Below are 26,235 nucleotides of genomic sequence, written 5' to 3'. Positions count from 1 at the left end.
TATCACTTATCAAAAGCATGTAAAGGCGCTCAAGCGACTCTTCTTCCTAAGCCAAAAGCCCGCAGCCTTACACTACCCTACCGCTGCAAACCTCCCATATCCCGGCAAAAACTGCAGTTTCCCACCTGGCGAAACCGGGCCATACCCACCACAATCCGCGGGCGGTGTGTACTTCCCGATTTTCTTGCCGGTTTCAAGGCTATACCAGAAATCGCCGAGAAAAGCCTCCCCTTCTCCATATCCACCGGAACCTCGGTGAAATACGTGTGAGCAGGGAACCGCTTCCATACGCATCAGAAAGAAATTCGCGATTGTCGGCTCAAAACGCCGCCCCTTTCACATTGCACAAAAACCGCGCGCCCCACCCAAAACTTTCGCGTTTACGTCGCCAAAATCCTCCGCATGGTTGCCGCATCAATGTTCCCCCCACTCAAGAGCACCCCTACCCTGCCACGCGGAACGACCGCGCCGCTCAAAAGCGCAGCCAGGCCCAGCGCCCCTGAGGGTTCTACAACGAGCTTCATGCGGTAAAACAAAAAGCGTACGGCTTCCATAATGGCTTCCTCGGAAACCGTTTGCATATCATCCACATAGCGTAACACCAACGGGAACGTCAATTTCCCTAAAGAGGAAGTGCGCGTACCATCGGCAATGGTAGGCGGATTGTGCACCGTGTGCAAACGGCCCGTGCGGAAGGAGCGCGTGGCATCGTCGGCCACAGCAGGCTCAATGCCCACGACGCGGCAGTTCGGCGCCATGCTCTTCGCTGCAATCGCCGAACCGCTGAGCAGCCCCCCGCCACCGCATGGCACCAACAGCCAATCCAGTGCCCCCACTTCCTCCAACAACTCCAGCGCCGCCGTGCCCTGCCCCGCGATGACATCTTCGTGGTCAAAAGGCGGAATGAGAGTATAACCATGCCGGGCTGCAAGTTCCCTGGCAATGGCCTCACGAGAGCCCGTCGCCGGATCGTAGGCAACTACGGTCGCTCCATAACCCTCAGTGGCGGCGCGTTTGGTGGCCGGCGCGTTGTCAGGCATGACAATCACCGCTTTGACCCCCAACAAACGGCTCACCAACGCCACCGCCTGAGCATGGTTGCCGGAAGAGTAAGTGATGACGCCTCGGGCTTTTTCCTCCTCCGACAGGCGCGAAATGCTGTTGAACGCTCCCCGGAACTTAAAGGCCCCCACCCGCTGGAAATTCTCACATTTGAGGAACACCTCCGCCCCCACGCGCGCGTTGAGAGTGCGGGAAGTCATCACCGGCGTGCGATGGGCGTGACCTTGCAGCCTCTCTTGGGCAGCCTGCACGCGGGCAAACCACTCTGGCAAAGAAGAAAGATTCGTCACGGGGCCTCCCATGAGCAGCAGCGACGGGAATAAGTTGCAACCTCATTATACCGCCAGTGGCAAACCAACAAGCACAAAAGGGCGTTCTGCCCCTGATTCCCCATTTCACCAGGCATTTTGCAGGTAAAATACTTGCAACACTACGCCGCGCACAATTCCACCTGCTGACGTTCTCCTCCCTCCCCCACCATGCCCACCACGCCCTCCACCACCGAAGACCCTTGTTCTCCTTCCACCCCTTTGCTGTTGCAGCGAGCCAAGGCGGGGGATACTACCGCGTTCCAGGCGCTATACGAGTGCTATGCCCGCGCCTTGTTCACCTTCTTCCTCGGTTACACAGCCGACGAGCGCTTGGCCGAAGAAATGGTCAACGATACTTTTCTGCGCGTCTGGCAGGCGCTGGGGCGTTACCGTGAAGAAGGCCGTTTTCGGGGGTGGTTGTTCCGCATTGCCCGCAACATTGCCACCGACCGACACCGCCGCCGCCAGCGCCGCCCACCGGAAGTGTTGGTCGATGAAGACACCATAGAATCCCTGACCTACCCCACTCAATTGGCCAATGAACTTATTGCCCGCCAACAGGCCCTTGACGACACTTATGAGGCCCTCCAGCACCTGCGGTCCGACTACCGCACAGTGCTTTTGTTGCGTTTCATCGAGGGCCTGTCGGTGCGTGAAACAGCGCGTGCGATGGAACGCTCGGAAGGCGCGGTGCGAGTGTTGCAGTTTCGAGCCCTCAAAGCCCTGCGGGAACACTTAAAACCTGACCTTTAAAGACCTGAAGTGTAACTTTTACGCCCCCTCCGGCGTTTTGGATGGTGAGATGGAAACGAAAAGCGATTTTTGGGTAGCATTCGTGCTGGAAGCCGTGGAGCGCGGGGAATCTCTCAACGCTGCGTTGGCGCAGGTGCCGCGCGCGGCGTTGCCCGAAGTGCAAGCGGCTCTCGAGGCCGCGGACTGGCTGCGCGAAGAGGCCCGCCCCACGCTGGAAGCGGCGGCAGCGCGTTGGACGCCGCCACCCTTGCCGGCATTGGATGCACGCGAGCGAAGTCACCCCCCCTCTCACCCTCTCCGGCGGTTGTGGGAAGGCCGGGTGCCCCCGCGCGCGCTCCGGCCTGTTGTGGTTGCAGTGACTTTGCTGGTGCTGGTAGTGCTTTCCTGGCAGACCAGCCTGGCCGCGGCCCAGGCCTTACCCGGCGAATGGGCTTATCCCCTGAAGCGCGTGGGAGAGCAGGTGCAATACGCCCTCACCACCGACCCGGCAGACCGGCTGACATTGACATTACGGCTGGCCCACCGACGTTTAGAAGAAGCCACCTTAGCGCAGCAACGGCATTGGCGTGAGGCCGAGGAGCAAAGCATGGCTCTCTACGCCGGGGCGCTGGAAGAGGTAGCCCGGCAGTGGGCTGCATTGCCCCCCCCTCGTCAGGAGGCGTTGCGCCCTGTGCTGGTTCATGCCCTGACAGAGCAAGCGCATCAATTGGAAGCACTCCATGCCGACACCCCTGATACCACGTGGCAACAGGCTATGCGGGCCCATCGCGTCCTCTGGCAAGCGGCGAGCAAGCCTCAAGGCGTTCCTGAAGCCACCCCTACATTGGGCGGCGAAAATCGTGCTCACGGAGGAGCCACGCCTTCGCCGCTTCCCCCGGCAACGGCCACTCCAACCGTGACACCAACTGCCAGTGATGACCAGCCACGCCCCGCGGCAACCGCAACATGTGTCTCGGATGGCCACAGCCACGGGCAAAACCAGTGTGTGCCGCCCAGCCAGAAGGAAAAGGGCAACGACAACAGTAGCAACGGCGGCAACAGCAACAACAGCAACAACAGCAACAGCAACAATGGCGGTAACAGCCATGGCGACGACGGCAACAGCGGCAACAGCAATGGCGGCAAGGGCAACAACGGCAACGGCGATCATGGGAATAATAACCAAGGGCATAGCGGCCGACCTTGATGGCCCCCCTATCACTATGGCGGTCGAGCAAGCCCTCGCTCAGCGAGGGCTTTTTGGTTGAATAGGGTGGCGGGTGTAACAAAAAAGCCACAAAGCAGCGTTTAAGGAGACGAGGAAAGACGTAAGCGAAATTATCTTCACAGGTGGATGAACCAATGCAACAACCTGGCCGACGGCTTAACAGGCAGGGACGTGCCCTGCGCGCTGGTCAAACGCTGGTGGAGTTCGCGCTGGTATTTCTGCTGCTATTCACCGTGGTCATGGGCATCATCGAATTCGGCCACCTCATCACCGTGTATGCAGCCACCATTACCGCCAGCAGGGAGGCCGCCCGTTATGGTGACGCTATCGGCCCAGGGGCGGACGACGCCAACGTGCCTCGCTATCAAGACTGCACAGGCATCACGGCAACAGCCCTGCGCATTGGCCGTCTGGCCAACATGACCGCTGCTGACGTGACTATCACATACGACCACGGCCCCGGAACCACCGTTTTCGCTACCTGTCCCCCTGCCTCGGTTGCACTGGGCGACCGAATCATTGTTTCAGTCACCGGGCACTACCGCCCCTGGGTTCCCCTTTTCCCCACGGTCAACCTGACCTTCCACGCCTCTGCCGCGCGCACCATCCTACGAAACGTCCCTCTCGACTAAGAAGGCAGTGACGAATGATTTTCCAACACCTTACTGCCCCATCCTCTCAACACCGCACACGCAGCCGGCCCCGGCCTACCCAGGGGCAGGCATTGTTGGAATTCGCGCTTTTCGTCGTGGTGCTTTTCCTGGTGGCAGGTGGGCTCTTAGACGTAGGACGAGCCCTGATGTACCATGCCATTTTGAGCGATGCAGCCCAGGAAGGCGTTGCCTATGGCACGGTATACCCCCAAGACGAGGCGGGCATTCGGCAGCGCACCCTGGAAAGCGCGGGCTCGCTCTTGACGCGCACCAATGATGTGGAAGTGGCGGTGATCTACCAGGGCGCAGCCTGCGCGGGTAACGGCATCAAAGTGCAGGTCAAAATGACGCTCCCGCTCATTTTCCCCTTTTCCACGCTCTTTGCACCCAGTGGCGAAATCCACATCACTGGCGAGGCTGTGCAAACAATTTTACGTCCGCCCTGTCGCTGATGGCGGACGGTGGCTTATCCGGAGGTCCAAAATGTTCTCTCGAGGCAAGCAAGGACAAGCACTCGTTCTGTTGGCTTTGAGCCTGGTGGGGCTGTTGGCCATGGCGGGGCTGGGCATCGACGGCGGGCGCCTTTTTGCCGCTAAACGGCGCGCCCAAAACGCCGCAGATGCAGCGGCAAGGGCTGCAGCGCTGGTCATCGCCCAGCAAAGAGACGGCGTCAGCGCCAGCGATATTCAACAAGCCAAACAGGCCGCCATCCGACGCGCCGCCGATAACGATTTCACCCTGACGGCTAACGACATCACCATCACGCAGAAAGACGGAATGTATTATGTAGACGTCACCGTCAAAACCAACATCATAGGTACCTTCATTAACGTGGTACGGAAGACCCCCATCCCGGTCGAGGCCTCAGCCCAGGTAAAGGTCACACCTCAACGAGAGATCGCTTACGGCTACGCCTTGGCGGCCACGAACGAGCACGCCTGCAATGCAATTAACATTCACTTAGGGCACGGGGGCTGGTTGAATGTCGAAGGCGGCATCTTCAGCAACACCGACGCCACTGCATCCTCAGGACGAGGCGGTGGCAGCCACGGCGCCTGCGTGGCCTTGTTTGCTAAAGGGCACCCCGGCAGCGCCGTTACGGCCGATTACATTCACACCGTCGCCGATGGCGAGCGCAGTTACTTCATCGGCGGGCACGGCGGCGGCGGCATCAGCATCACGCCCCTTCCCGAAGGGGGATATCCGCACATGATATTGCCTCAACTGCCCACCCCCGTGTGCGCGCAAGAAGGGCGTTACGAAAACGGCCACTACTGGCCCGGTCGTTACCCTCGTGGCATTCACGTCAACCGCAACGCTGTGTTCGAGCCAGGTATTTACTGCCTCGACGGAGATTTGCAGATTTCCGGCAGCGACCACGCCGGCGGCGAGCACGAGGGATCACACGACACACATGCAGGCCCTGTGGAAGTGACAGGTCAGGGCGTGTTTTTCTACCTCCACTCAGGCTCGGTCAAAATCCATCATGCCGAGGTGAACTTACAAGCCCCGCTAAAAGGCTCTTCCCAGGCCGTTGATGCTGCAGGAAACCGGTGGGGCGGCATGCTCTTTTACCTTCCCCCTGAGAACCCCGGTTACGTAAAAATCACCGGCAAGGGTGCCATCGTGTTGAGGGGCACTATCTACGCCCCCGGGCCGGTTTCCCGGTATCACGGCGGGCATGCGCGCTGCATGATTGGAGGGCACGAAGGCGTCAGCCCCGACGATTCCTCCTACCCCTCCGATGACGACCCGGACACTAAAGGAATTTTGCAAATCATCTGCGACACCGTGCGCATCCACGGGCATTCCCAAATCACCTTACGGTACGACTCCACCTATTTCTTCGGTATTCCCGTTCTGGATGTCACAAAGTAGCTTTCCACCCGCTTCCCCCTGTTTCCTCAGCGCGGTCACCGGCCGAGAGGGTTGCTTCCTCTCGGCCGGTGCGCTTTTGTCGGATAAACCAACGAACCTGCTTCTATCAGCCTCAGTGGGCTTCGTTACTCATCGTGATGAATTTGCCGTGCCAGGTGTGCAGAAAAACCTGCCCCGTGTAGCCGTTGACACTCAACATGCCAATCACCTGACCGTCTTTCAAGGTGTGCAAGGTGTAATAGCCGTAGAAGGGGTCGGCTTCTGTTGCAACCTGCACACCGGGGTAATTACGGTCGAGGAACTGCTGGGCCAGTTGGCGTGCTTTTGCCGGGGTGATGGGCATGTCAGCCGTAGGGGTCGTGCTTGCTGCGCCGTAGCCCATCATGCCACCGTTGCCGCGCCGGCCGTATTTCTGGTTCCACATCATGTTGGGCCCCGGCTCGGGGTAAACCGTGCGGGTGGCCGGATCAACCAGCACTTCCATAGCACCAACGCCGGTCGATTTCTCTATGATTTCCGCATAGGCGTGGTTGTCGAAAATCATGACCTCGCCAAGTTGCAAATCAGGGTTCCCTAAACGCTGCAAATAGGCTTCCACTGCGCTTTGGGCTTCGGGTAGGGTCAGCGGTTGGGCTTCTGGATTGGAAGCATAGGCGTCCATCATCTCGCCATTGCCATAGCCGCCCCCCATCATCGCGCCACCGTTGCCGTAGCCATTGCCCATCATTTCGTCATCGCTATCCATCATGCCACCATTGCCGCTACCCATGGCGGTGGGGCCATTGCCTTCCATCTCGTCATTGCTGCCCATCGCCGAGCCATTCTCGCCTCGCATTGCGCCGTTACCATTTTGCCCTTGAGCCGAGCCGTTGCCCTGCATGTTGCCATTGCCCCGCCGTCCAGCAGCGGCGCCTTCCTGTGTGGCCGCAGCAGGCGAAGATGTTGAAGCCCCGCGCATAGCCCAGGCACCCGCCACAAAAGCGGCTGCCAACAGCATCACACCCCCCACTGCCACCAAAACTACCTTGAGTGTCCTGTTCATACAAAACCTCCTGAAAGGATGAATATCTCTCAACTGCCCCCAGTATAGCGGCGGCCCGTGATGTTCTCATCAACGGAAGGTCAAGATTGTGTAAAGAACCTCAGTTTCAGATAATATCTCTGGCAGCGTTTCCTGCTGAGCGGAGCAACCGACGGCAGCGAAGTCGAAGCACGAAACGCTGCCAACAGTGCGTTTCCGTGGCGATTGCTCCGCAATCTCCGCTCAACGGGCTCATTCGCTGCTCAGGTCTAAAGAAGCCATTTCCTCGCTGCCAGGCCAAACCGCAGCAGCCCTCTCGTCAGCATTTTGTGCTAAACTGGGGTAGCATTCCAACGGAAAGGTGGCATCAATGGCCCTGGCATTTTTTGATATCGACGGTACCCTGACGTCAGCCCATGTGTGGGGCGGGCTCATGGCATATTTCAAAACCCGTAAGCAGAAACGCGGCACCCACTGGGCTTACCTCGCTGTTCACTACCCCCTCTATTTCTTGCGGAAGGCCGGATTGCTCGGCGAAGAGCCGTTCCGCCGCCGCTGGTCAGCGGACTTAGGATGGTATCTGCGGGGCGAAAGCGAAGCCTTAGCCGCTGCCATCGGTGATTGGATAGCACAGCATTACCTGGAAGGCACCTGGCACGCGCCCGTGCGCGCCCGGCTGAAAGAACACCTGGCACGCGGCGATACGGTCGTCCTGGTATCGGCTGCCCCTCTCCCGCTGGTGGCCGCCATCGCCCGCCATCTTGGCGTGCCCCATGCCGTGGGCACGCGCTTTGAAATTGTGGATGGCCGCTACACCGGGCGCGTGATCCCACCCCCGACACTCAACAAACAGAAACTCATCCAGGCCCGGGCCTACTTACGCTCGCACGGCCTTCCTGCCGACTGGATAGACAGTTGGGCCTATGCCGATTCCATTACCGACCTGGCGCTTCTGGAAGCCGTCACGCATCCTGTCGCTGTTTTCCCTGATGAAGCGCTGCGGCAGACCGCCATCCAGCGAGGGTGGGAAATCATTGCCTGAAACTAAGCCCTGGCTGCCCTTTCGCCATGCGCCCCCCTGGCCTAAATCCTGGCGGTGGCAAAACGTCGGCCCACAAACGCAAAAGCACCAGGCGGTGCAAAAGCACCGCCTGGTGTTTCCATTCTCACCCCCTGTTCCCCGTTTAAGCGAACAACGCGTCACTGGCAAAACCAGCACATACCAATGCGATCTTTCACTACCCCACCGCTGCCACCGCGCGCTCGAAGATGCTCAGCGCTTCCGCAACCTCTTCTTCCTTCACCACCAGCGGCGGAATCCACCGAATCACATTCCCATACGTCCCGCACGTCAGCAGCAGCAGGTTTTCCTCCAGGCAGGCTTTCTGCACCGCCTTGGCGGTGGCCGCGTCCGCAAATTCCGTTGCTACCATCAACCCCAGCCCGCGCACATCCCCTATCACGCCGTGCTTCGCCTGAATGGCCCTCAAGCCCGCCACCAACTGCTCGCCGCGCGCCGCGGCGTTTTCCACCAGCCCTTCGCTTTGCAGCACGTCTAACGTCGCCACCGCGGCGGCTAAGGAAACCGCCGCCCCGCCGCCGTACGTGCCGCCGTGAGTGCCGGGTTCCCACTTTTCCATCAGCGCCCGGCTGGCGCCAATGCCCGAAATCGGCATCCCGCTGCCCATACCCTTGGCCATCACCACAATGTCCGGCACGATGCCCGCGTGCTCGAAGGCCCAGAATTTGCCTGTGCGCCCAAACCCCGACTGCACCTCGTCGGCAATCAGCAAAATGCCGTAATCGTCCGCCAACTTCCGCAGGGCCTGCAGGAAGCCCGCGGGCGCGGGCACGTAGCCGCCTTCCCCCAGCACGGGCTCGATGATGAAAGCCGCGGTTTCGTCGGGGGGCGTCTGGCCGTGCAGCAGGTAGTCCAGTTGCTTCAGGCAGAAGTCGGTGGTGGTTTCCTCATCCCAGCCGTAGAAGTAGGCGTAGGGGTAAGGGGCGACGAACACACCCGCGGGCAGGGGTTGGTAGTGGTGGCGGTAGATGTATTTGGAGGTGGTCATCGCCATGGTCTGGGCGGTGCGGCCGTGGAAACTGCCCTGGAAGACGATGATGTTGCGCTTGCCGGTGGCCTGGCGGGCGAGTTTGACGCTGGCTTCCACCGCCTCCGCGCCGGAGTTGGAGAAGAAGAAGGTGTCGATGGGGTCGGGGGTGACGCGGTTCAGCCCCTCGGCCAGCGCCATCGCGGGCGGGGGGATGACGATGTTCATCTGGCCAAAAATCAGTTTTTCGGCCTGCTGCTGGATGGCCTGCACCACTTTCGGGTGGCAATGGCCGGTGCTGGTCACGCCGATGCCCGAGGTGAAATCCATGTAGCGGTTGCCCTCGGCGTCGTACAGGTAAATCCGCTCGGCGCGCACCGGCTGAATTTCCGTCAGGTGGGTCCAGACGGGGGAAAGGTGTTCGAGAGGAGATGCGCTCATGCTTTTCCTCCAGAGGGGATGGCACATCGGGGCACCTGCAGGGCGGGACACTGCCCCGCCCCACGGGGAAGCCCTGACGGTTGCCTTTAGACCGGCTCGGTGACGGTCACGCGGGTGACGATGCCGTGCTTTTCCAAATCCTTGAAGAACGGCACCGGGTCGAGCGCGGCTTCCGGCGGGTGCACACCCGCGGGCACCCGGCCTTCGGCCAGCCAGATGGCGGCTAAGGCGGGCGCGGTGCCGGTGGGCAGCGCGCCTTTCACCGTCAGCGTGCCCAGGCGGTAAACCACCTCTTTGCCGTCCCTGGTGCCTTTGACCTCGGTGACGATTTCTTTTACCCAGTCGGGGGGCTGGTTCTTCGGCGGGGCCAGGAATTCCAGCACCGAGGGCACGAATTTCTTCATCATGGCCACCAGCACATCGCGCGGCACCACGGGCGTGCCTTTGACGTCCACCGGCTCGGTGCTGTTGAAGCCGAATTCGCCCAGCACGCGCACTTTCTCGACGGTTTCCTTGGCCATGCCCCAGTAGTTGATCTTGAAGAAGCATTCCCGCACGCCTTTTTCTTTGAACGTGCGCGGCAGGGTGGCGACTTCGGAATGCAGCGAGTAGTGCATGGGCAGGATACCCAGGGGCTCGGCAAACTGGTAGTCCTCGAAGCCGGTCAATGGCTCCACGGCCACGAACTCGCCATCGCGGTAAACCATCGGTGGCAGGTTCATTTCGTCCAAAATCGTGGGCACCGCGTAGGTAAAACGCAGGTCGTCCGGCGGCGGGGGCTTAATGCCGTCGTAGATGTGGATGTATTCCATGGTGTCCAGCCGGTCGGCCGCGTAGCGCGCCTGGATGTTAGGGATGCCCGGGGCGGAACCCATCCCCAGCACCGCACTCAGGCCGCGCTCGGCGAAGCGGTCGCTGAGTTCCAGTTGCTTCAGCGTGGTGTGGAACAGGCCGCCCAGGTCGGTGTAGTGCACCCCGGCTTCCAGGCAGGCTTCCATCACCTGCAGGTTGGTGTAATACACTGTGGCGTTCAGGCAGGCGTCGGCGCCTTGCAGCACCTCCACCAGCCCTTGGTGGTCGTTGACGTCCGCGTACTGCACGCTGATTTTCGGGCTGCCGATGTAATCGGCCACCTCTTGCGCGGCCTGAGTGTTGAAATCGGCGATCACGATTTCGTCCACCCGGTCTTCTTTGCTCAGGGCGCTGACGGCAATGGAACCCATCTTGCCCGCGCCGCCCAAAACGACGATTCGCATGGGGAAAGCCTCCAGAGGAGAAGATTTTTGGGAAACCGCAGATGACGCAGAGAAACCTCCACAGATTGCACAGATTGGCACCGATTGAACGAATCGCAAATCACAAATCGCAACTCGCCATCCGCAACTCGCTCTTTCCCTCTGCGCCTCTGCGCGCCTCTGCGTCTCTGCGGTTAGCCGAGGTCAATCCAATCCAGGCCGAGTTTGGCTAAGGTTTCGGGCTTGGGGATACCGTTTTCGTCCCACCCGGCCATCTGGTAATAAAGGTCTTTGGCCTGCTCGATTTCTTCGGGGGTAAGCGCGACGCCATCGGTCTTGCCGCCCTTGAGGGGCTGGAAGAGTTTTTTCGGCAGTTTGTCGTCTTCCCGGGTGAAGCCCTCGCGGGCGTTGAAGGCGCGCAGCAGGTTCAGTCGCCGCTCGCCCACTTTCAACAGCGCAGGGATGTCCAGATCCCACCCGGTGATGGCGTTGATGGCTTCCACTAACTGGCTGACGTCGTAGAGATGCCACGAGGGGCCAAAGACGAACTGGCAGACGTTGAACGTATCCATGGCGGAATACAGCCACTCGGTGACTAAGGCGAAGCGCACTTTCTCTTCGTTGAGCACGTCGTTGGGCTGGGGGTTGGTCAGGCCGAGTTGCGCCATGCGTTCAGGATACCAGTTGTACGACGGGTCGTGCTCGCTGGACTGGTGGTCGGCGCCGAAGGGGTTGACCGCGTAAATCAGGCCCAGAGAACGCTTGACCTGCGGCATGTGCGCGGGGAGTTCCTGCTTCTTGGCCGTGACCACCAGTTCATGGCCGCGGCCGGTTTTCTCCGCGGCGCGCGCCGAGCCCTCGGCGAGGATGTCGCCAAAGCCCTCGCGGCGGGCGATTTTCTCGATCATGGTGATGAGCGCGTCCGCGTTGCCAAAGCGCAGTTCCACGCCGTCGGTGTCCGCGGTGGTCAGGTAGCCGTGCTCGAAGGCGTCCATGGCCCAGGCAATCGTCGCGCCGGCGGAAATGGTATCCAGGCCGTACATGGCGCACAACTGGTTGGCATAGGCCACCGCGTTGAGGTCATCGATGCCGCAATACGCGCCCAAGGTGGCCAGGCTTTCGTATTCGGGGCCGCCGTAGCGCGGGTCGACCTTGTATTTGCCTTCGGTAACTTCCACCACCCGCTTGCAGCGAATGGGGCAGGCGTAGCAGGTATCGCGTTCCTTGAGGATGGTTTCAGCCATGGTCTTGCCGTCGATGGCCTCTGCGCCCTCGAAGGTGCCGCTTTCCCAGTTGTGGGTGGGCAGGCCACCGTTCTTGCTCTGGGAACGCACGATTTCCGCGGTGCCGTACAGCCCCATACCGTACACATCGGATTCAGGGAACGCCTTGCCGCCCCACCGGGCGAGTTCGGCGAGTTTTTTCTTGTCGGCCACTTTGGGGCGCGCCTTGCCGCGCACCACGATGGCCTTGAGGCGCTTGCTGGCCATCACCGCGCCCATGCCGGTGCGGCCGTTGGCGCGGTTGGCCATGGTCATCACCGCGGCCATACGCACGCCGTTTTCGCCCGCGATGCCGGGCTGCATGATGTGCACCTTCGGGTCGCCTAATTCCGCTTTGAGCAGGTCTTCCACCTCGCCGGTGGTCTTGCCCCAGAGGTGACCGGCGGGGCGCAGTTCGGCCTCGCCCTCGTGCACCCACAGGTACACCGGCTCGGGGGCCTGGCCGTGGAACACGAAAGCGTCGAAGCCCGCCCATTTCATCTCCGCGGGGAAAAAGCCGCCCGACTCGGAATCGCCGATCGCGCCGGTGAGGGGCGATTTGGCCGTCAGGGTGACCCGGCTCAGCCCACCCAACGAAGCGCCGGTGAGCACGCTGACGGCCACGGTGAGGGTGTTTTCCGGTCCCAGAGGGTCGGCATGGGGTGAGGTGTGTTTGAGCAGGTAGTACGCGCCTAATGCGCTGCCGCCCACATAGGTGCGGTAAAACGACTCAGGCGGGGTTTCCACCTCAAGGCGGCCTTCGTCGAGGTAAACGTGCAAGATCTTGCCGTGATAGCCATAGGGCATAGGAACCTCCAAATGCCGGGGAAGGGGGCGGCGCGCGTCGCCGCCCCAACACGCCACCTATTTCTTCGCGGCCTTTACTGCATCGCGGAAGACGTTGAGGGTTTCGGCCACGTCCTCTTCGCTCAGCGCCGCGCAGAGGAACCAGGGCTCGCGGCCATCGGAATCGGGCATCACGCCGCCAGCAATCAGGTTCATGGCGATTTCCTCGTACAATTCGCCGTCGGTCTTGAGATAGCCGCGGAAATCCTTGGGCGCTTCATCGCTGCCCAACATGATGCTGAACATGGGCGGCAGGCCGGTCACGACGTGAGGAATGCCCTCCTCGCCCAAAATCTGGTCAATGCCCTTCATCAGGGCTTCGCCGCGCTGCCAGATGGTCTCGATGACTGGCTCGGTTTCCAGGGCTTCCAGCACCGCATTCGCTGCAGCTGCACCCACCACATTGCCGGAATACGTGCCGCCGTGGGCCATCGCGCCGGGTTGCACGGTCATCATTACCTCTTCGTTGCCCGCGATGGCGGCAATCGGGAAGCCGTTGCCCATAGCCTTGGCGTAGGTTACCAGGTCGGCTTTTACACCGAAGTATTCCTGCGCGCCGCCCTTGGCTATACGAAACCCCGTCTTAACCTCGTCGAACACCAGCACAATGCCATATTCGTCACATAACTTGCGCAGGTGCTCCAGGAAGCCGGGTTCCGGCAAGATGCCCGCGGCGTTGCCCAGCATAGGCTCGACGAAAATCGCGGCAATCTCGCCCCACTTGTCGCGCACGGTGCGTTCCACCGCCTCGAAGTCGTTGAAGGGCAGGTTGATGACGTATTGGTGGATATCCAGCGGAATGCCCGACGTGGTGGGCGAGGAAATCGGGCTGCGGCGGGAACCCAGCGCCCGCGCCGGCGAGGAAGCCGTGCTGAACATGAAATAGTCCACCTGGCCGTGGTACTGGCCTTCGAACTTGATGAACTTCTCGCGGTTGGTGTACGCGCGGGCAATGCGCAGCGCGTGCATGGTGGCCTCGGAGCCGGTGTTGGTCAGGCGCACCTTGTCCACACCGGTCAGGCGCACAATGCGCTCGGCCAGGCTGACCTCGTAAGGCGTCGTCCACGCGAACAGGATGCCGCTCTGGATGGCTTCCGCCACCGCTTTGTTGACCTTGGGATGCGCGTGCCCCAAAATGATGGGGCCGAAGGCAAGGCGGTAGTCAATGTAGCGCTTACCGTCCATATCCCAAATGTAAGCACCCTCGCCGCGCTGCACGATGACGGTGTCTTCGTCGCCCCAGTAGCGGAAGTTGGAGTTCACGCCGTAGGGAATATACCGTTTGGCTTCTTCGAACAGATCGTGAGTTTTCTTGCCTTGAATCGTCATGGGAAACTCTCCGAGAGATAGGGTGGAAACGTCGGTCGATGGTTTACGGGGAAATGGTTTACGAAAGCCAATCGCGGGCGCGGTAGTAATACGCCACCAGCGGCATAAACCACGGGTTGTGGTGGTAGAAGAAGTACCGCGTTTGCGGGATTTCCGCAAAAGGCGTGCTGCTAATTTGCCCCAGCAACAGGCGGGCGACCTCGCGACCGGTGTAAAGCGCCATGTGCAAGCCGTGGCCGCCAAAGCCCACCGCGTAGTGAATGCCGTGGGGAAGCCGTCCCACCTTGGGCATCAGATCAAAAGGAATGCCCAATTGCCCCGTCCACGTGTGGGTGACGGCATAGCCCTGCAATTGCGGGAAAGCGCGCAGCATCTGCTGGTGCAAAATGCGGGCGCTTTTGTGCAAATTCAGATCGGTGCTCAGGTCGTTGCGGCCACCCCACAGCAAACGGCCGTCGGGGGTGAGGCGGAAATAGTTGAGAAACCATTTGGAATCCCAAAACACGCGCCCCTTGGGACTGATTTCCCGTTGCAGGTCGGGGGGCAACGGCTCGGTGACAATGCTGTAACTCCCCGCGGGGACGATGAGGCGGCGCACCTGCGGCATGAAGCGGCCTGTGTAGCCGTTGGTGGTCACCACCACCTCGCGGGCAGCCAGCACGCCCTGCGAAGTATGCACCAGATAGCCCTGCCCCGTAGGTTGCACCCGCTTGACCTCCGCGTGCTCGCACAACTGCGCGCCATAGCGGGCGGCCACCCGTGCAAGGCCAAACACCAGTTTGGCCGGATGCAACCCCGCGCCATGGGGATCGAGCACCCCGCCGTAATACGCGCTGCTGCCGATTTCTCCCCGCAGGTCGTCGCGCGAAAGCAGCACCAGTTCGTGGTTCAACACCTTCTTGTGCCACGCCACGCGCGCCTTCATGCCCTCGAAATGGGAAGGCTTGTAGGCCACCGACAGGTCGCCCCGCTGCTGCCAATCGCAATCAACGCCCTCTTCCCGCACCAGCGCTTTGATGATTTCCAGCGCATCGAGGGACGTTTGCCAAAACACGCGGGCACGCGCTTCGCCATAACGCTTGAAAATGGTGGGCATACCCTGCTTCAGGCCGCAACCGGTAATGCCACCGTTGCGGGAACTCGCCCCCCAGCCGATGGTGTGCTGTTCCAGCACCGCTACCGACGTACCATGCTTTGCCAAGGTGTAGGCGGCGTTCAGGCCGGCATAGCCGCCGCCAATCACGGCCACATCCACATGGGAAGGCAGTGCGGCCGCCACCGGCAAATCGTGGGGGCGAGGGTAATCATCGGGCCAAAAAGGCGTGGTTTTCATGGGAAAAGCCTCATCAAAACAAAACAACAGGCCACCAAGGGGCACAGAAAGGCCCTCTGAGACCGCGCAGTGGCGCTCCCTCAGAGGGCCTGTAAGTGAAAACCTTAGGGAGCGGCTTTGACCTCGTCCCACATCCGCTGGAACAAACCTTCTGCATCACCCACCGGCTTGATGAACTGCAATTTGTCCATCACTTCCTGGGGCGGGTAAACGGCGGGGTCGTGGAGGAAATCGGGGTCTAACTTCGCTTCCGCGGCTTTATTGGGGGTGGCGTAGTAGTTGTATTCCGAAATCATCGCGCCGATATCAGGGCGCAGGATAAAGTCGAGGAACATCTCGGCCGCCACTTTCTGCTCAGGGGTCGCGCTGGCCGGGATGCAAACATTGTCCACCCAAATCACGCCGCCTTCCTTGGGAATGGTATAAGCAATGTTCTCGTTGTCCTCTTGCGCCTGCAGGAAATCGCCGTTCCAACCGTGCGCAATCAGGTTTTCGCCGGAAGCCAGCAGGTCTTCGTAAGTGTCGCTGTCATAGCCAGAGAGGGCTTTCTTGGCCCGAATCAGCGCTTGTTTGGCTTCCTCGAGTTGCTTCTCGTCAGTGGTGTTGATGTCGTAACCCAGATAAACCAGGGCAGCGGCAAAAGCCTCACGAGCATCGTCCAACATGGTCATGCGGCCATACCACGGCGCATTGGGGTCGGGATCAAAGAAAACGCTCCAGCTATCGGGCTTTTGGACCTTATCGGACAGGTAGCCAATCCCCGTCGTACCCCACTGATAAGGTACACAATATTTGTTGCCGGGGTCATAATAAACATCGCGGAACTTCGGCGCAATATTCTTCATGTTGGGGATTTTGTCCTTATCCAGCGGGGCCAGCATGTGTTGATCGATCATGATCTTGACCGTGTAGTCCGACGGCACAATCAGAGCATACCCCTTAGCCCCGCCTTGCAATTTTGCCAACAGTTCCTCATTGCTGGAGAAATTGTCTTCTACAACCTTGATGCCCGTTTCCTTCTCAAAGAGCTCGTACACCTTGGGATCGATATAGTCAGACCAGTTGTAGAACACAATTTGCTTGGCTGGCTGGACCGCCTGGGGTGCAACGGTAGGCGCCTCGGTGGCCGCGGGCGCACCCTGATTTTGCGCCGGAGCCTGGGTCGCCGCCGGTGTAGCCGTTTGTTTGCCACAAGCCGCCAAAATCAACGCCAGGGCTACAAGCACGATCAACGAAACTCGCAAAGACTTCTTCATCATCTTTTCTCCTCCAAGGTAAAGGAATGAGTTGGTCTCTCAAACTAAAGTGCGATATTTGTTGACGTGTCTTCCTCACCTCCTCGACTCAAGATCAGAGAAACAGCAACCAACAACAGCGAAAAGAGCAACATGACCGTAGAAACCGCGTTGATTTTCGGTGTAACGCCTTTCTTGATCATCCCGAACACACGCACGGGCAAGGTGTTGAAGCCAGCCCCACTGGTAAAGAAAGTAATGACAAAGTCATCCATCGAGAGGGTAAAGGCCAACAACGCACCCCCTAAAATGCCCGGCAACAGCATGGGGAACGTCACCCGCCAGAATGTTCGCCAGGGGTCAGCGTACAAATCCTGGGCAGCCTCTTCCAGCACCTGGTCCATCTGCGCCAGCCGCGCCCGCACCACCACGGCAACAAACGAAATGTTGAACGCCACATGGCCGATAATGACCGAATAAGGCACAGCCAGATGCACTCCAAAGAAATTCACATGCCATGGCTCAAAACCGATGCCGCTGACGTCAAAGAAAATCAGCAGCATAATCGCCATCGCGATATCAGGGATGATGATGGGCAAATAGAGCACGGCATCCATCATCAGTTTTCCCCAAAAGCGGTACCGCTCCATCGCCAACGCAGCCAGAGTGCCAATAATCACCGCAATGGTGGTGGAAACCACTGCCACAAAGAGACTGTTCCACAAAGAAAGGATGATTTGATGGTCGTGGGCCATCGCCACGTACCAGCGTGTGCTAAACCCTGCCCACAAGGCTGTTGAGCGAGAATCGTTGAAAGAGAAAACAACGAGGATGATGATAGGAAAGTAAAGGAAAAGATAGCCCAGAACGCCGTAAGTGGTAAAAGAGAACTCAGCCAAGCGCTTTTTCAAGCGCGCCATGTTGCTCCGCCGAGAAGACGCCTGTGCATTCATAGCTGCCTCCGTTCCTCACCCGAAGTCATGCGGAAGTACACCAATGTCGCCGCCAACATTACAGCCATCATCACAAACGAGAGGGCCGCGCCAAACGGCCAGTCGTGAGCGGCCAGGAATTGATTGCTGATGATGTTCCCAATCATCAACGCTTTGCCGCCGCCCAGAATGGCAGGGGTCACAAATGCACCGAGAGAGGGAATAAACACCAGCATCGACCCCGCTACGACCCCCGGCAATGAAAGCGGCCAGATGACCCGTCGAAACACCTTAGGCCCAGAGGCATACAGATCCATCGCTGCCTCCAACAAACTTGGGTCAAGGCGTTCCAAAGTGGCGTAAATTGGCAACACCATGTCGGGCAACCATCCATAAACCAAACCAATCACAATAGCAAAGTCATTACCAAACAAAGGCAAAGGCTTGTGAATGATCCCCAGGGACATCAAAGTGACATTGATCAGCCCTGTGTGAGTGCGCAACATGGTCAGCCAAGCATACGTCCTCACCAAAAAGTTGGTCCAAAACGGAATCATCAGTGCCAAAACCAAGGTGCCCCTGCGCTTGGGGGGACGGCTGGCAATGTAATAGGCCAGCGGATAGCCCAAAAGCAAGGTCACCAGGGTCGTCACAGCAGCGATGTAGAACGACCGCAAAAAGGTATGCAGATACAACGGGTCGAAAGTGCGCCGATAATTCTCCAGCGTAAAGTGCCAAACCACGCCCCCATAAGTGCCGCGCTCCAGAAAGCTATAAACCAACACAATCCCCAAGGGGGCAATGAAAAAGACAAACAACCAAAAAGCAGAAGGGAGCAAGAGCAGCCAGGCTTGTAATGAAGGCCGCTTCCGAAGTTGGGTCAGGAACTTCTTCATGTGCTACTCCTTCAACAAGCGAGCATGTTGCCCCCGCCAGTGTAAAGACACCTGGTCGCCTACTCGGCATCGTCGCGCGCTGCGGTCGACGTTTTGCACCTGCACGACGACCTCCGTTTCATCCGCTAACTTCACCACATAGCGCCGTTCCGAGCCAACGTAAAACATTTTCACCAGCCGAGCGTCTACCTGCGAAAGGGCTTCAGCATTCCGAACCTGAGGGCGCTCCCCCACCGGGGTGATGTAGAGTTTCTCTGGCCGAATCGAGAGCACCACCTGATCCCCCTGAGAAACCTCCAGGGCGTGCGGCGCGCTTCCCTCCACCACTGTACCATCCCGCAACTTCACCTGCACGGCTCTGGCCTGGCCCAGCGCCACCACTTCAGCAGGGATGAAATTGGTCTTCCCAATGAAATCGGCCACGAAACGGCTCTGGGGGTGTTCGTAGATCTCCTCCGGCGTTCCCACTTGCAACACATTACCTTCGTTCATTACGGCAATGCGGTCCGACATCACCAGCGCTTCTTCCTGGTCGTGGGTAACGTAGATGAAGGTAATGCCCACTTGCTCTTGCAACGCTTTGAGCTCGCTCTGCATGGCCTTGCGAAGCTTCAAATCCAGGGCACCCAGCGGCTCATCAAGCAACAGCACCTTGGGGCGGTTGACCAACGCCCGCGCCAGCGCGACGCGCTGCTTCTGCCCACCGGAAAGCTGCTTCGGACGGCGGTTTTCCTTGCCGGTCAACCGCACCAGTTCCAGCGCCTCGGCCACCCGCCGTTTGATTTCATCTTTAGGCACTTTCTTCATTTCCAGGCCAAAGGCCACATTTTGCGCCACGGTCATGTGCGGGAAGAGGGCATAATTCTGAAACACGGTATTCACCGGCCGCTGGTAAGGCGGCAAGTAGCCCTGCTCTTCGCCGTAAATCCTGACCGAGCCACTGGTCGGCATCTCAAAGCCAGCAATCAAACGCAACGTGGTAGTTTTGCCGCAACCGCTGGGCCCTAACAGCGAAAAGAATTCCCCCTCGCGAATACGCAACGAAATGCCATTGACGGCAACCACCGTTTCGCCAAACCGTTTGACCACCTCACGCAATTCCACAGCGTACTCACTCATGGTCCCTCCCAGATGAAGGCTCAGGGTGATGCAAAGTTGGCCGAGCGCCATAGGCCATCTTATACGTCCGCAAAATGACGAAAGTTTGCGTGCTCCTCACCCCCGGCACCTGATGGAGGCTCTGGCTGAGGAAATTCGCCAGGTGCTCACGGTCACGACACAAAGCCTCGACGATTAAGTCAAACATCCCCGAAACCAGCACCAAATAGCTGACTTCGGGGAAACGGGCGATCTGCTCGGCAGCGGCCTCAATCAACGGCGGCTCCACCGAAACGCCAATCAATGCCGCAGCATCGAAGCCTAACCGATACGGATCGATCAACGCCACGACCTGAATGGTTTGATTTTCCGTGAGGCGGGCCACCCGGTTTCTCACCGTCCCTTCCGAAATACCTAAAGCCTTGGCAATTTCGGTGAACGGCGTGCGCCCGTCGTGCTGCAACATGCGAATGATTTCGTGGTCAATGTGATCTAAAGTCATATTACGAACTCCTTATATTGGGCGGGAGTATAGCACATATTTCGTAGAGATACAAGGGTTTTCTAATGAAAACGCAGCAGAAAAGGTGTATAATTGCGTTGTTCGCACCCATTCCGCCGCCTCTTTCGCCGCGGCGGCCCATCCTTCCGCACGAGGAGTCCGTATGAGCAGCCCCAAAACCCTCCGCAACTACATCAATGGCGCGTGGCACACCCCTGCGGGTGCCGAATATCTGGAAGTCGTCAACCCTGCCACCGCACAGGTGCTGGCGACCGTGCCGCTTTCCCCGCCCGGCGAGGTCGCGCTGGCGGTGCAGGCCGCGCAGGAAGCCTTCCCTGCCTGGCGGCGCACCCCCGCCGAAGACCGCATTCAGTACCTCTTCCGCCTGAAAGCCCTGCTCGATAAGCACATTGATGAACTTTCCCGCATCATCACCAACGAAAACGGCAAAACTTTCAAGGAATCCAAAGGCGAGATGAAGCGGGCCATTGAGAACGTCGAGGTTTCCGTGGGCATTCCCATGCTGATGCAGGGCGGCACCAACGAAGACATCGCTCGCGGCATTGACGAATACATGTTCCGCCAGCCCCTGGGCGTGACCGCCATCATCTCCCCCTTCAACTTCCCCGGCATGATTCCTTTCTGGTTCTTGCCCTACGCGGTCGCTACGGGGAATACGGTCATTGTCAAGCCTTCCGAGCGCACGCCCATGACCATGCAGCGGGTGATGGACCTGGTCGAAGAGGCCGGCTTTCCCAAGGGCGTAATCAACCTGGTGAATGGCGCCGCCGACACGGTGAACGCGCTGCTCGACCACCCCGACGTCAAGGCCGTCAGTTTCGTTGGCTCCACGCCGGTGGCGAAATATATCTATGCGAAAGCGGCGCAAAATGGCAAACGAGTGCTCGCACAGGGCGGCGCGAAGAACCCCACGGTGGTGATGCCCGACGCGGACATGGAAATGACCATCCGCATTCTGGCCGACAGCGCGTTTGGCAACGCAGGCCAGCGCTGCCTTGCCACTGCGCTGGTCATCGGCGTGGGGGAAGCCCACGACACCTTCGCGGAAGGCATCGTGGAAGCCGCGCGCAACCGCGTGGTGGGCTATGGCCTGGACGATGGCGTGCAGATGGGGCCGGTGATTTCCCCCAAGGCCAAGGCACGCATCGAAGGGCTGATTGCCAAAGGCATCGAGGAAGGCGCAAAGGTGCTCTACGATGGCCGCGGCGCGGTCATCCCCGGCCTGGAAAACGGCTACTTCCTGCGCCCCACCGTGCTCGACAACATCCAGCCCGGCACCACCATCTTCGAAACCGAAATCTTTGGCCCAGTGCTGGGGCTGATGAAGGTGGACACGCTGGACGAAGCACTGGAAATTATCAACAACATGCGCTACGGCAACATGGCGTGTATCTTCACCAACAACGGCGGGCACGCGCGCAAATTCCGCTATGAAGTGCTTTCGGGGAACGTGGGCATCAACATCGGCGTGGCTGCGCCCATGGCCTTCTACCCCTTCAGCGGCTGGCGCGAAAGTTTCTTTGGCACTGTGCACGCGCAAGGGGCGCACGCGGTGGAATTCTACACCCAAACCAAAGTAGTTATCGAACGCTGGCTGAAGGAATGGTCGCGTAAGTTCTAACCCCAAAACGCCACCACCACGCACATACAAGGCGCGCTGCCCCGGCAGGGGCACGCTTCGTAACCAACGAGGAGATGGCTCCCCAACCTCAGGCGCGTCGAATGCTGCATCGTCGCGATTGACGACGCGGGCAACAGGGTCGTTTTCCGTATCCTGAGCGTTCTGCTTGGCTTTTGCGAGGAACGCGTGCGCTTGCTATCGCCTTTTTCTTGGGATATTATGGCTATGCGAAGGCCGCCTTCCAGGCCCAGAAAAACCAGGCTCTGGAAGGCGGCTGCGTGTCGGGTCGTAGCCGGAGGCTACAACTCTGCCGCCAAAACGCCCAGGTCGCCATAGGCGCGAGCGCGCTCGGCTTTGAACTGCTGCGTGTACATACGGTAATAATGTCCCTGCAAGCGCAGCAACTCGGCGTGGGTGCCCATTTCCACAATGCGCCCCGCCTTCAGCACGATGATGCGGTCAGCGCGTCGGATGGTGCTCAGCCGGTGGGCAATGATGAAACTGGTCCGGCCTTCCAGCAGGGCTTCCATGCCGCGCTGAATGAGCGCCTCGGTGAGGGTGTCCACGCTGGAGGTGGCCTCGTCCATCACGAAAATTTCGGGCTGGGCCAGCACCGCCCGCGCCAGGCTGATGAGTTGCTTTTGCCCGGTGGAAAGCAAAATGCCGCCCTCCCCGACTTCCGTATCGTAGCCCTTCTCCAGCCGCGTGATGAAATCGTGCGCGCCGGCGATGCGCGCGGCTTCTTCCACCTCTTCATCGGTGGCTTCCAACCGGCCATAGCGGATGTTCTCACGGATGGTGCCGCTGAAGAGGTGCGGCGTTTGCAACACCATGCCAATGCGGCGATGCAGGCTTTCCAACGTGTAGTCGCGATAGTCGCGCCCGTTGATGCGGATGGTGCCTTCCCGTGGCTCGTAAAAGCGGCAGAGCAGGTTGACCAGGGTGGTCTTGCCGCCGCCCGTCGGCCCCACAATGGCGATGGTTTCACCGGGGTCGACGGTGAGCGAAAAATCGCGGATCACCGGCTTGCGCGGCTCGTACCAGAAGGCAACATGGTCGAACTCGATTTTCCCCAGTAGGGTTTCCGCAGGTACCGCGCCGGGGCGGTCTTGCACCTGCGGCTCGGTATCCAGCAGGGTGAAAATGCGTTCCCCACCGGCGATGGCGCGCTGCAATTCGGAAAACACGCGCGCTAAATCCTGCACCGGCCAGAGCATCATGGTCACGTAAGAGACGAAAGCCTGAATGCCACCCACCGTCAGCGAACCATGCAACGCCTGCAAGCCGCCATACCACACGATGACGGCCAGCACCAACGCTGCCACAAACTGCACCGCGGGGAGAAACAGCGCCGAAAGCCACGCCGCGCGGTACGAGGCTTCGTACATGCCGCGAGTGAGCACCTGAAACTCATCCAGGTTCTTCTCTTCACGATTGAGCGCCTTGACGACATGCACACCGGTGATCGTTTCGTTGTACGCGCCGGTAATTTTCGCATTCATCCGCCGCGCCCGGCGGAACTCCGCCAGAATGCGCTGACGGAATTCAATGGCGACATACACCAGCACAGGCACCATTGCGAACACGATCAGCGCCAGTTTCCAATTGATGATGAGCATGTAAATGGTGGCTGTGATGATGTTGAGAATCGCCCAAACGGTATCAACGAAGCCCCACGTCACCAGGTCAGCCACTTTGCGGGAATCTGACGTCACGCGGGCAATGAGCCGTCCCACGGACTGGCGTACGTAGTACGCCAGTGAGAGGTCTTGCAAATGGTTGAAGGTCTGACGGCGCAGGTCATACTCGATTCGCTCGGCGAGCAAGCCTGCGAGGTAGATGAACGTGAACACCATCGCGGCCTGCGCCACCTGGACGATGCCGTAGCGCACCGCCAGGCGGTAGAGGGCGTGGATGTCGTGGCGGACGATGCCCTGGTCGATGATGCCTTTGTTGATGTAAGTGAAGTAGGAATCCATCCACGACGTCAGCCCGATGGCAACCAAAAAAGCCAGCGTCTGCGGCCAATAAGGGCGCAACAGCCCCAAAATGCGCCGCACCACAGGCATGGTGATTTGAGAAGTGTATTCCTCTTCTTCAAAACTGGTGTCTGGCATAGGAATCTCCGTGTTTCAGTGTTGGGCATTCCAATGGAGAGCGTGCGGGTAGCAGGCGGTTTCAGGCGGGGGAAAGCCCGCGGCGTCGCGGCGCGCCAGCACCCGCTCACACCCTGGCGAGTTCCTTCCGCAATTCCTCATCGATGCGCGTCTGGATCTCGAAAATCTGCCGGTACATGCCTTCCTGTTGCATGAGGGCCTCATGGGTGCCCTGCTGGACGATGCGGCCCTTATCCATCACCAAAATCAGGTCGGCGTGCATGACCGACTGGACGCGATGGGCAATGATAAAGGTCGTACGGCCCTGCATCAGGCGGGCAAGGGCGTCGCGAATGGCGGCTTCGGTTTCGGTGTCTACGCTGGCGGTGGCTTCGTCCAGAATCAGGATGCGGGGGGCTTTGAGCAGCGCGCGCGCGATGGCGACGCGCTGCTTTTGCCCGCCGGAAAGCGTCACCCCCCGCTCGCCGACCAGGGTGTCGTAGCCGTCGGGGAAGGCCATGATGTCATCATGAATAGCGGCAGTGCGCGCCGCGGCCTCGATTTCTGCCCGCGTCACCTCGCGCCCCGCCCCGTAGGCAATGTTTTCCCAAATCGTGCGGCTAAACAGAAACGGCTCCTGCTCCACAATGCCAATTTGGCGGCGCAACCATGCCCTGGGGTAACGTTTGAGTTCCACACCGTCGAGCAAAATGCGCCCGGCCGTGTAGTCGTGAAAGCGGGGCAACAGGTTGACCAGCGTGGTTTTGCCCGAACCCGTCGAGCCCAGCAAAGCCACCACCTGCCCCGGCTCACAACGGAAGGTAATGTCTTCCAACGCAGGCACGGTGTCGTCTTCGTAAGTAAAACCGACGTGCTCGAAAACCACCTTGCCGCGCAGCGGCGTTTCGGGCACAAAGTCGCCGTCTTCCAGCGGCTCGGGGGCTTCCTTCAAAATGTCCACCAGGCGCCCATAGGAAACCAGCCCGGTGGACCCCTGCACGATCATCCGCCCCAGGCCCCGAATGGGCATCACCAACCAGCCAACCAACCCGGCGTAAGCCAGGTATGTACCCACGGTGATCTGGCCGTGAATGGCGAGCAGTGCGGCGTACACGAACCCGCCCAAAATCTGCGCGCCGAGCACCAGGTCAGAGATCGGCCAAAAGAGGCTGTGCATGAAAGTGAGGCGCTTCCCCAGCACATACTTTTGCCAGTTCTCGCGCTCAAACTTCCGCTTCTCATAATCTTGTCGGGCAAAGGCTTTGACCACCCGCACGCCGCTCAGGTTTTCCTGCAACGTGGTGGTCAGGCGCGATTCCTGCTGCTGGTAGGCTTCGTAAGCGCGGGAAACCCGCCGGAAGAACACCAGGGAAAGCACCAGCACAAACGGCACGGCCAGCACCGAAATCCAGGCCAGCCTGGCGTAGAGGTGGTAAATGGCGAGAAAGTTGATGACGAAAATCAGCACCACGCGCCCCGCTCCAATCGCCTGGTCGGCAAAAAAACGGCGCACCGCATCGACATCGGAAGTGGTGCGCTCGACCAGATCGCCGGTAGAAACGTGCGTGTGATAGGCCACGCTCAGGCGCTGAATGTGGTCGAACAGGTAATCGCGCAGGCGGCGGGCAATGCCTTCGGCCGTATAAGCCGAGAGTCGCCCGGAGAGGAAAGAAAACAGCCCCTGCCCCAGGGCCAACAACACAAAGCCCACCCCCACCCAGGCAAAGGCTTGGGGAAGCGTGCGCCCCAGGATAGGGGCTTCCTGGTGCGTCAGCAAATCGGCAAAATAGCGCAGCAGCAAATAGGTGGCAGTTTTCGCTAAGGTCGCCAGCGCGAGGGCCAGCGTCGCCCCAACGTAGGCCAACCGATAGCCGCGCATCATGTACCACAGCCCCGCGAGGCGGCTTTTGCCCACCACGCGGCGCAGGTCAAGAGGGTGGCGACGAAGGGCGTATGTCATGTTTTTGCGCTCCGTGTTTGCTTCTGTGATGCGGTAACCCGACAAGCAGGGCTGCCTGAGCGTGCCCCCAACCAGGGCAGGGGCTGCCCAGCGCCCGCTACTCTCCCGCCAATCCCGGGCTCGCGCGCCCGGTACACCAACAACAAAAAAGCCACAGCGCGCGCTGTGGCCGGATGGACAGGGGAAAGGATCGTCAGCGGGGGCTAAGCCATCCGCTTCCAGGCGCGCGAACGCGATGCAAAGAGCAGGCCTGTCGCAGTTTGTAGACCATCGCGCGCCTCCTTTCGTTAGAATTTCGTACACCCCAAGTTTACCACAAATTCGGCGCTGTGGGGCATCTGTGCCCGAAAAGGGAGCACTCATAAGTTGTAGAATCAGGCAGCAAGGGGCCAGCCGGTGGTGGGAGACCAAGCATCGCTCAACCAGGCTGCTCGCGCTTTGGCGGTCATTTCAGCCCCGTATGGCGTCCATCGAGCACCGGCTCGTTTGAGCCGT

The 26,235-nt window shown here is 59.8% G+C and carries 21 protein-coding genes; 7 read left to right on the top strand and 14 right to left on the bottom strand.

Annotation, left to right across the window (positions count from 1 at the left end):
- Window positions 1-380: 380 nt before the first annotated feature.
- Window positions 381-1,364 (bottom strand): threo-3-hydroxy-L-aspartate ammonia-lyase, encoded by a 984-nt coding sequence (locus ENJ54_03345; protein ID HFC08884.1) that lies wholly within the window; start codon window positions 1,362-1,364, stop codon window positions 381-383.
- 177 nt (window positions 1,365-1,541) lie between these two features.
- On the opposite strand from ENJ54_03345, the gene ENJ54_03340 reads away from it, so the two are divergent.
- The 5 genes from ENJ54_03340 to ENJ54_03320 all read left to right on the top strand — a co-directional run bounded on the left by ENJ54_03340 (window position 1,542) and on the right by ENJ54_03320 (window position 5,864).
- On the top strand, window positions 1,542-2,126 hold the full coding sequence (locus tag ENJ54_03340) for a sigma-70 family RNA polymerase sigma factor (GenBank protein ID HFC08883.1): 585 nt from the start codon (window positions 1,542-1,544) through the stop codon (window positions 2,124-2,126).
- A gap of 956 nt (window positions 2,127-3,082) precedes the next feature.
- Window positions 3,083-3,373, top strand: coding sequence for a hypothetical protein (locus ENJ54_03335; GenBank protein ID HFC08882.1), 291 nt, complete (start codon window positions 3,083-3,085; stop codon window positions 3,371-3,373).
- 94 nt (window positions 3,374-3,467) lie between these two features.
- Window positions 3,468-3,965: a pilus assembly protein gene (locus ENJ54_03330; protein ID HFC08881.1), complete on the top strand. Its 498-nt coding sequence runs from the start codon at window positions 3,468-3,470 to the stop codon at window positions 3,963-3,965.
- Window positions 3,966-3,979: 14 nt separating this feature from the next.
- Window positions 3,980-4,438, top strand: a complete 459-nt coding sequence (locus ENJ54_03325; protein HFC08880.1) for a pilus assembly protein — start codon at window positions 3,980-3,982, stop codon at window positions 4,436-4,438.
- A 31-nt stretch (window positions 4,439-4,469) separates the two neighbouring features.
- Window positions 4,470-5,864 carry a hypothetical protein gene (locus tag ENJ54_03320; protein HFC08879.1) on the top strand — a complete coding sequence of 465 codons (1,395 nt, stop codon included), beginning with the start codon at window positions 4,470-4,472 and terminating at the stop codon, window positions 5,862-5,864.
- A 112-nt stretch (window positions 5,865-5,976) separates the two neighbouring features.
- On the opposite strand, the gene ENJ54_03315 is transcribed toward ENJ54_03320, so the two are convergent.
- Window positions 5,977-6,906: a hypothetical protein gene (locus ENJ54_03315; GenBank protein ID HFC08878.1), complete on the bottom strand. Its 930-nt coding sequence runs from the start codon at window positions 6,904-6,906 to the stop codon at window positions 5,977-5,979.
- 349 nt (window positions 6,907-7,255) lie between these two features.
- On the opposite strand from ENJ54_03315, the gene ENJ54_03310 reads away from it, so the two are divergent.
- Window positions 7,256-7,927, top strand: a complete 672-nt coding sequence (locus ENJ54_03310) for an HAD family hydrolase (protein HFC08877.1) — start codon at window positions 7,256-7,258, stop codon at window positions 7,925-7,927.
- Between the two features lie 196 nt (window positions 7,928-8,123).
- Here the strand turns inward: ENJ54_03310 and ENJ54_03305 are convergent, their stop codons facing one another.
- From ENJ54_03305 to ENJ54_03260, 10 genes are all read right to left on the bottom strand, one after another.
- Entirely contained in the window at window positions 8,124-9,374 is a 1,251-nt protein-coding gene (locus ENJ54_03305) for an aspartate aminotransferase family protein (GenBank protein ID HFC08876.1), read from the bottom strand.
- A gap of 86 nt (window positions 9,375-9,460) precedes the next feature.
- Window positions 9,461-10,630 (bottom strand): hypothetical protein, encoded by a 1,170-nt coding sequence (locus ENJ54_03300; GenBank protein HFC08875.1) that lies wholly within the window; start codon window positions 10,628-10,630, stop codon window positions 9,461-9,463.
- 173 nt (window positions 10,631-10,803) lie between these two features.
- Window positions 10,804-12,678, bottom strand: coding sequence for an aldehyde:ferredoxin oxidoreductase (locus ENJ54_03295; GenBank protein ID HFC08874.1), 1,875 nt, complete (start codon window positions 12,676-12,678; stop codon window positions 10,804-10,806).
- A gap of 57 nt (window positions 12,679-12,735) precedes the next feature.
- On the bottom strand, window positions 12,736-14,046 hold the full coding sequence (locus ENJ54_03290) for an aspartate aminotransferase family protein (protein HFC08873.1): 1,311 nt from the start codon (window positions 14,044-14,046) through the stop codon (window positions 12,736-12,738).
- A 58-nt stretch (window positions 14,047-14,104) separates the two neighbouring features.
- A complete protein-coding gene (locus ENJ54_03285; protein ID HFC08872.1) occupies window positions 14,105-15,379 on the bottom strand; it encodes an FAD-binding oxidoreductase in 1,275 nt (424 codons plus the stop codon).
- A 104-nt stretch (window positions 15,380-15,483) separates the two neighbouring features.
- Window positions 15,484-16,638 carry a spermidine/putrescine ABC transporter substrate-binding protein gene (locus ENJ54_03280; protein ID HFC08871.1) on the bottom strand — a complete coding sequence of 385 codons (1,155 nt, stop codon included), beginning with the start codon at window positions 16,636-16,638 and terminating at the stop codon, window positions 15,484-15,486.
- 41 nt (window positions 16,639-16,679) lie between these two features.
- A complete protein-coding gene (locus ENJ54_03275) occupies window positions 16,680-17,567 on the bottom strand; it encodes an ABC transporter permease (GenBank protein ID HFC08870.1) in 888 nt (295 codons plus the stop codon).
- Window positions 17,564-18,442, bottom strand: a complete 879-nt coding sequence (locus ENJ54_03270) for an ABC transporter permease (GenBank protein HFC08869.1) — start codon at window positions 18,440-18,442, stop codon at window positions 17,564-17,566. Before ENJ54_03270 ends, ENJ54_03275 begins: the two co-directional genes overlap by 4 nt.
- Window positions 18,443-18,445: 3 nt before the next feature.
- Window positions 18,446-19,561 carry an ABC transporter ATP-binding protein gene (locus ENJ54_03265; GenBank protein HFC08868.1) on the bottom strand — a complete coding sequence of 372 codons (1,116 nt, stop codon included), beginning with the start codon at window positions 19,559-19,561 and terminating at the stop codon, window positions 18,446-18,448.
- Window positions 19,554-20,042 carry an Lrp/AsnC family transcriptional regulator gene (locus tag ENJ54_03260; protein HFC08867.1) on the bottom strand — a complete coding sequence of 163 codons (489 nt, stop codon included), beginning with the start codon at window positions 20,040-20,042 and terminating at the stop codon, window positions 19,554-19,556. The genes ENJ54_03265 and ENJ54_03260 overlap by 8 nt, the downstream gene beginning before the upstream one ends.
- Window positions 20,043-20,205: 163 nt before the next feature.
- Here ENJ54_03260 and ENJ54_03255 point away from each other — a divergent pair, with 163 nt between their 5' ends.
- Window positions 20,206-21,684, top strand: a complete 1,479-nt coding sequence (locus ENJ54_03255; protein ID HFC08866.1) for a CoA-acylating methylmalonate-semialdehyde dehydrogenase — start codon at window positions 20,206-20,208, stop codon at window positions 21,682-21,684.
- Between the two features lie 299 nt (window positions 21,685-21,983).
- Here ENJ54_03255 and ENJ54_03250 read toward each other — a convergent pair whose 3' ends face one another.
- A complete protein-coding gene (locus tag ENJ54_03250; GenBank protein ID HFC08865.1) occupies window positions 21,984-23,801 on the bottom strand; it encodes an ABC transporter ATP-binding protein in 1,818 nt (605 codons plus the stop codon).
- Between the two features lie 106 nt (window positions 23,802-23,907).
- Complete coding sequence (locus ENJ54_03245) at window positions 23,908-25,740, bottom strand: ABC transporter ATP-binding protein (protein HFC08864.1); 1,833 nt, start codon at window positions 25,738-25,740, stop codon at window positions 23,908-23,910.
- Window positions 25,741-26,235 lie beyond the last annotated feature (495 nt).

The sequence above is a fragment of the Chloroflexota bacterium genome (assembly GCA_011322445.1).
Classification (GTDB): domain Bacteria; phylum Chloroflexota; class Anaerolineae; order Anaerolineales; family DRMV01; genus DRMV01.
This window is presented reverse-complemented; position numbering and strand designations above follow the sequence as displayed.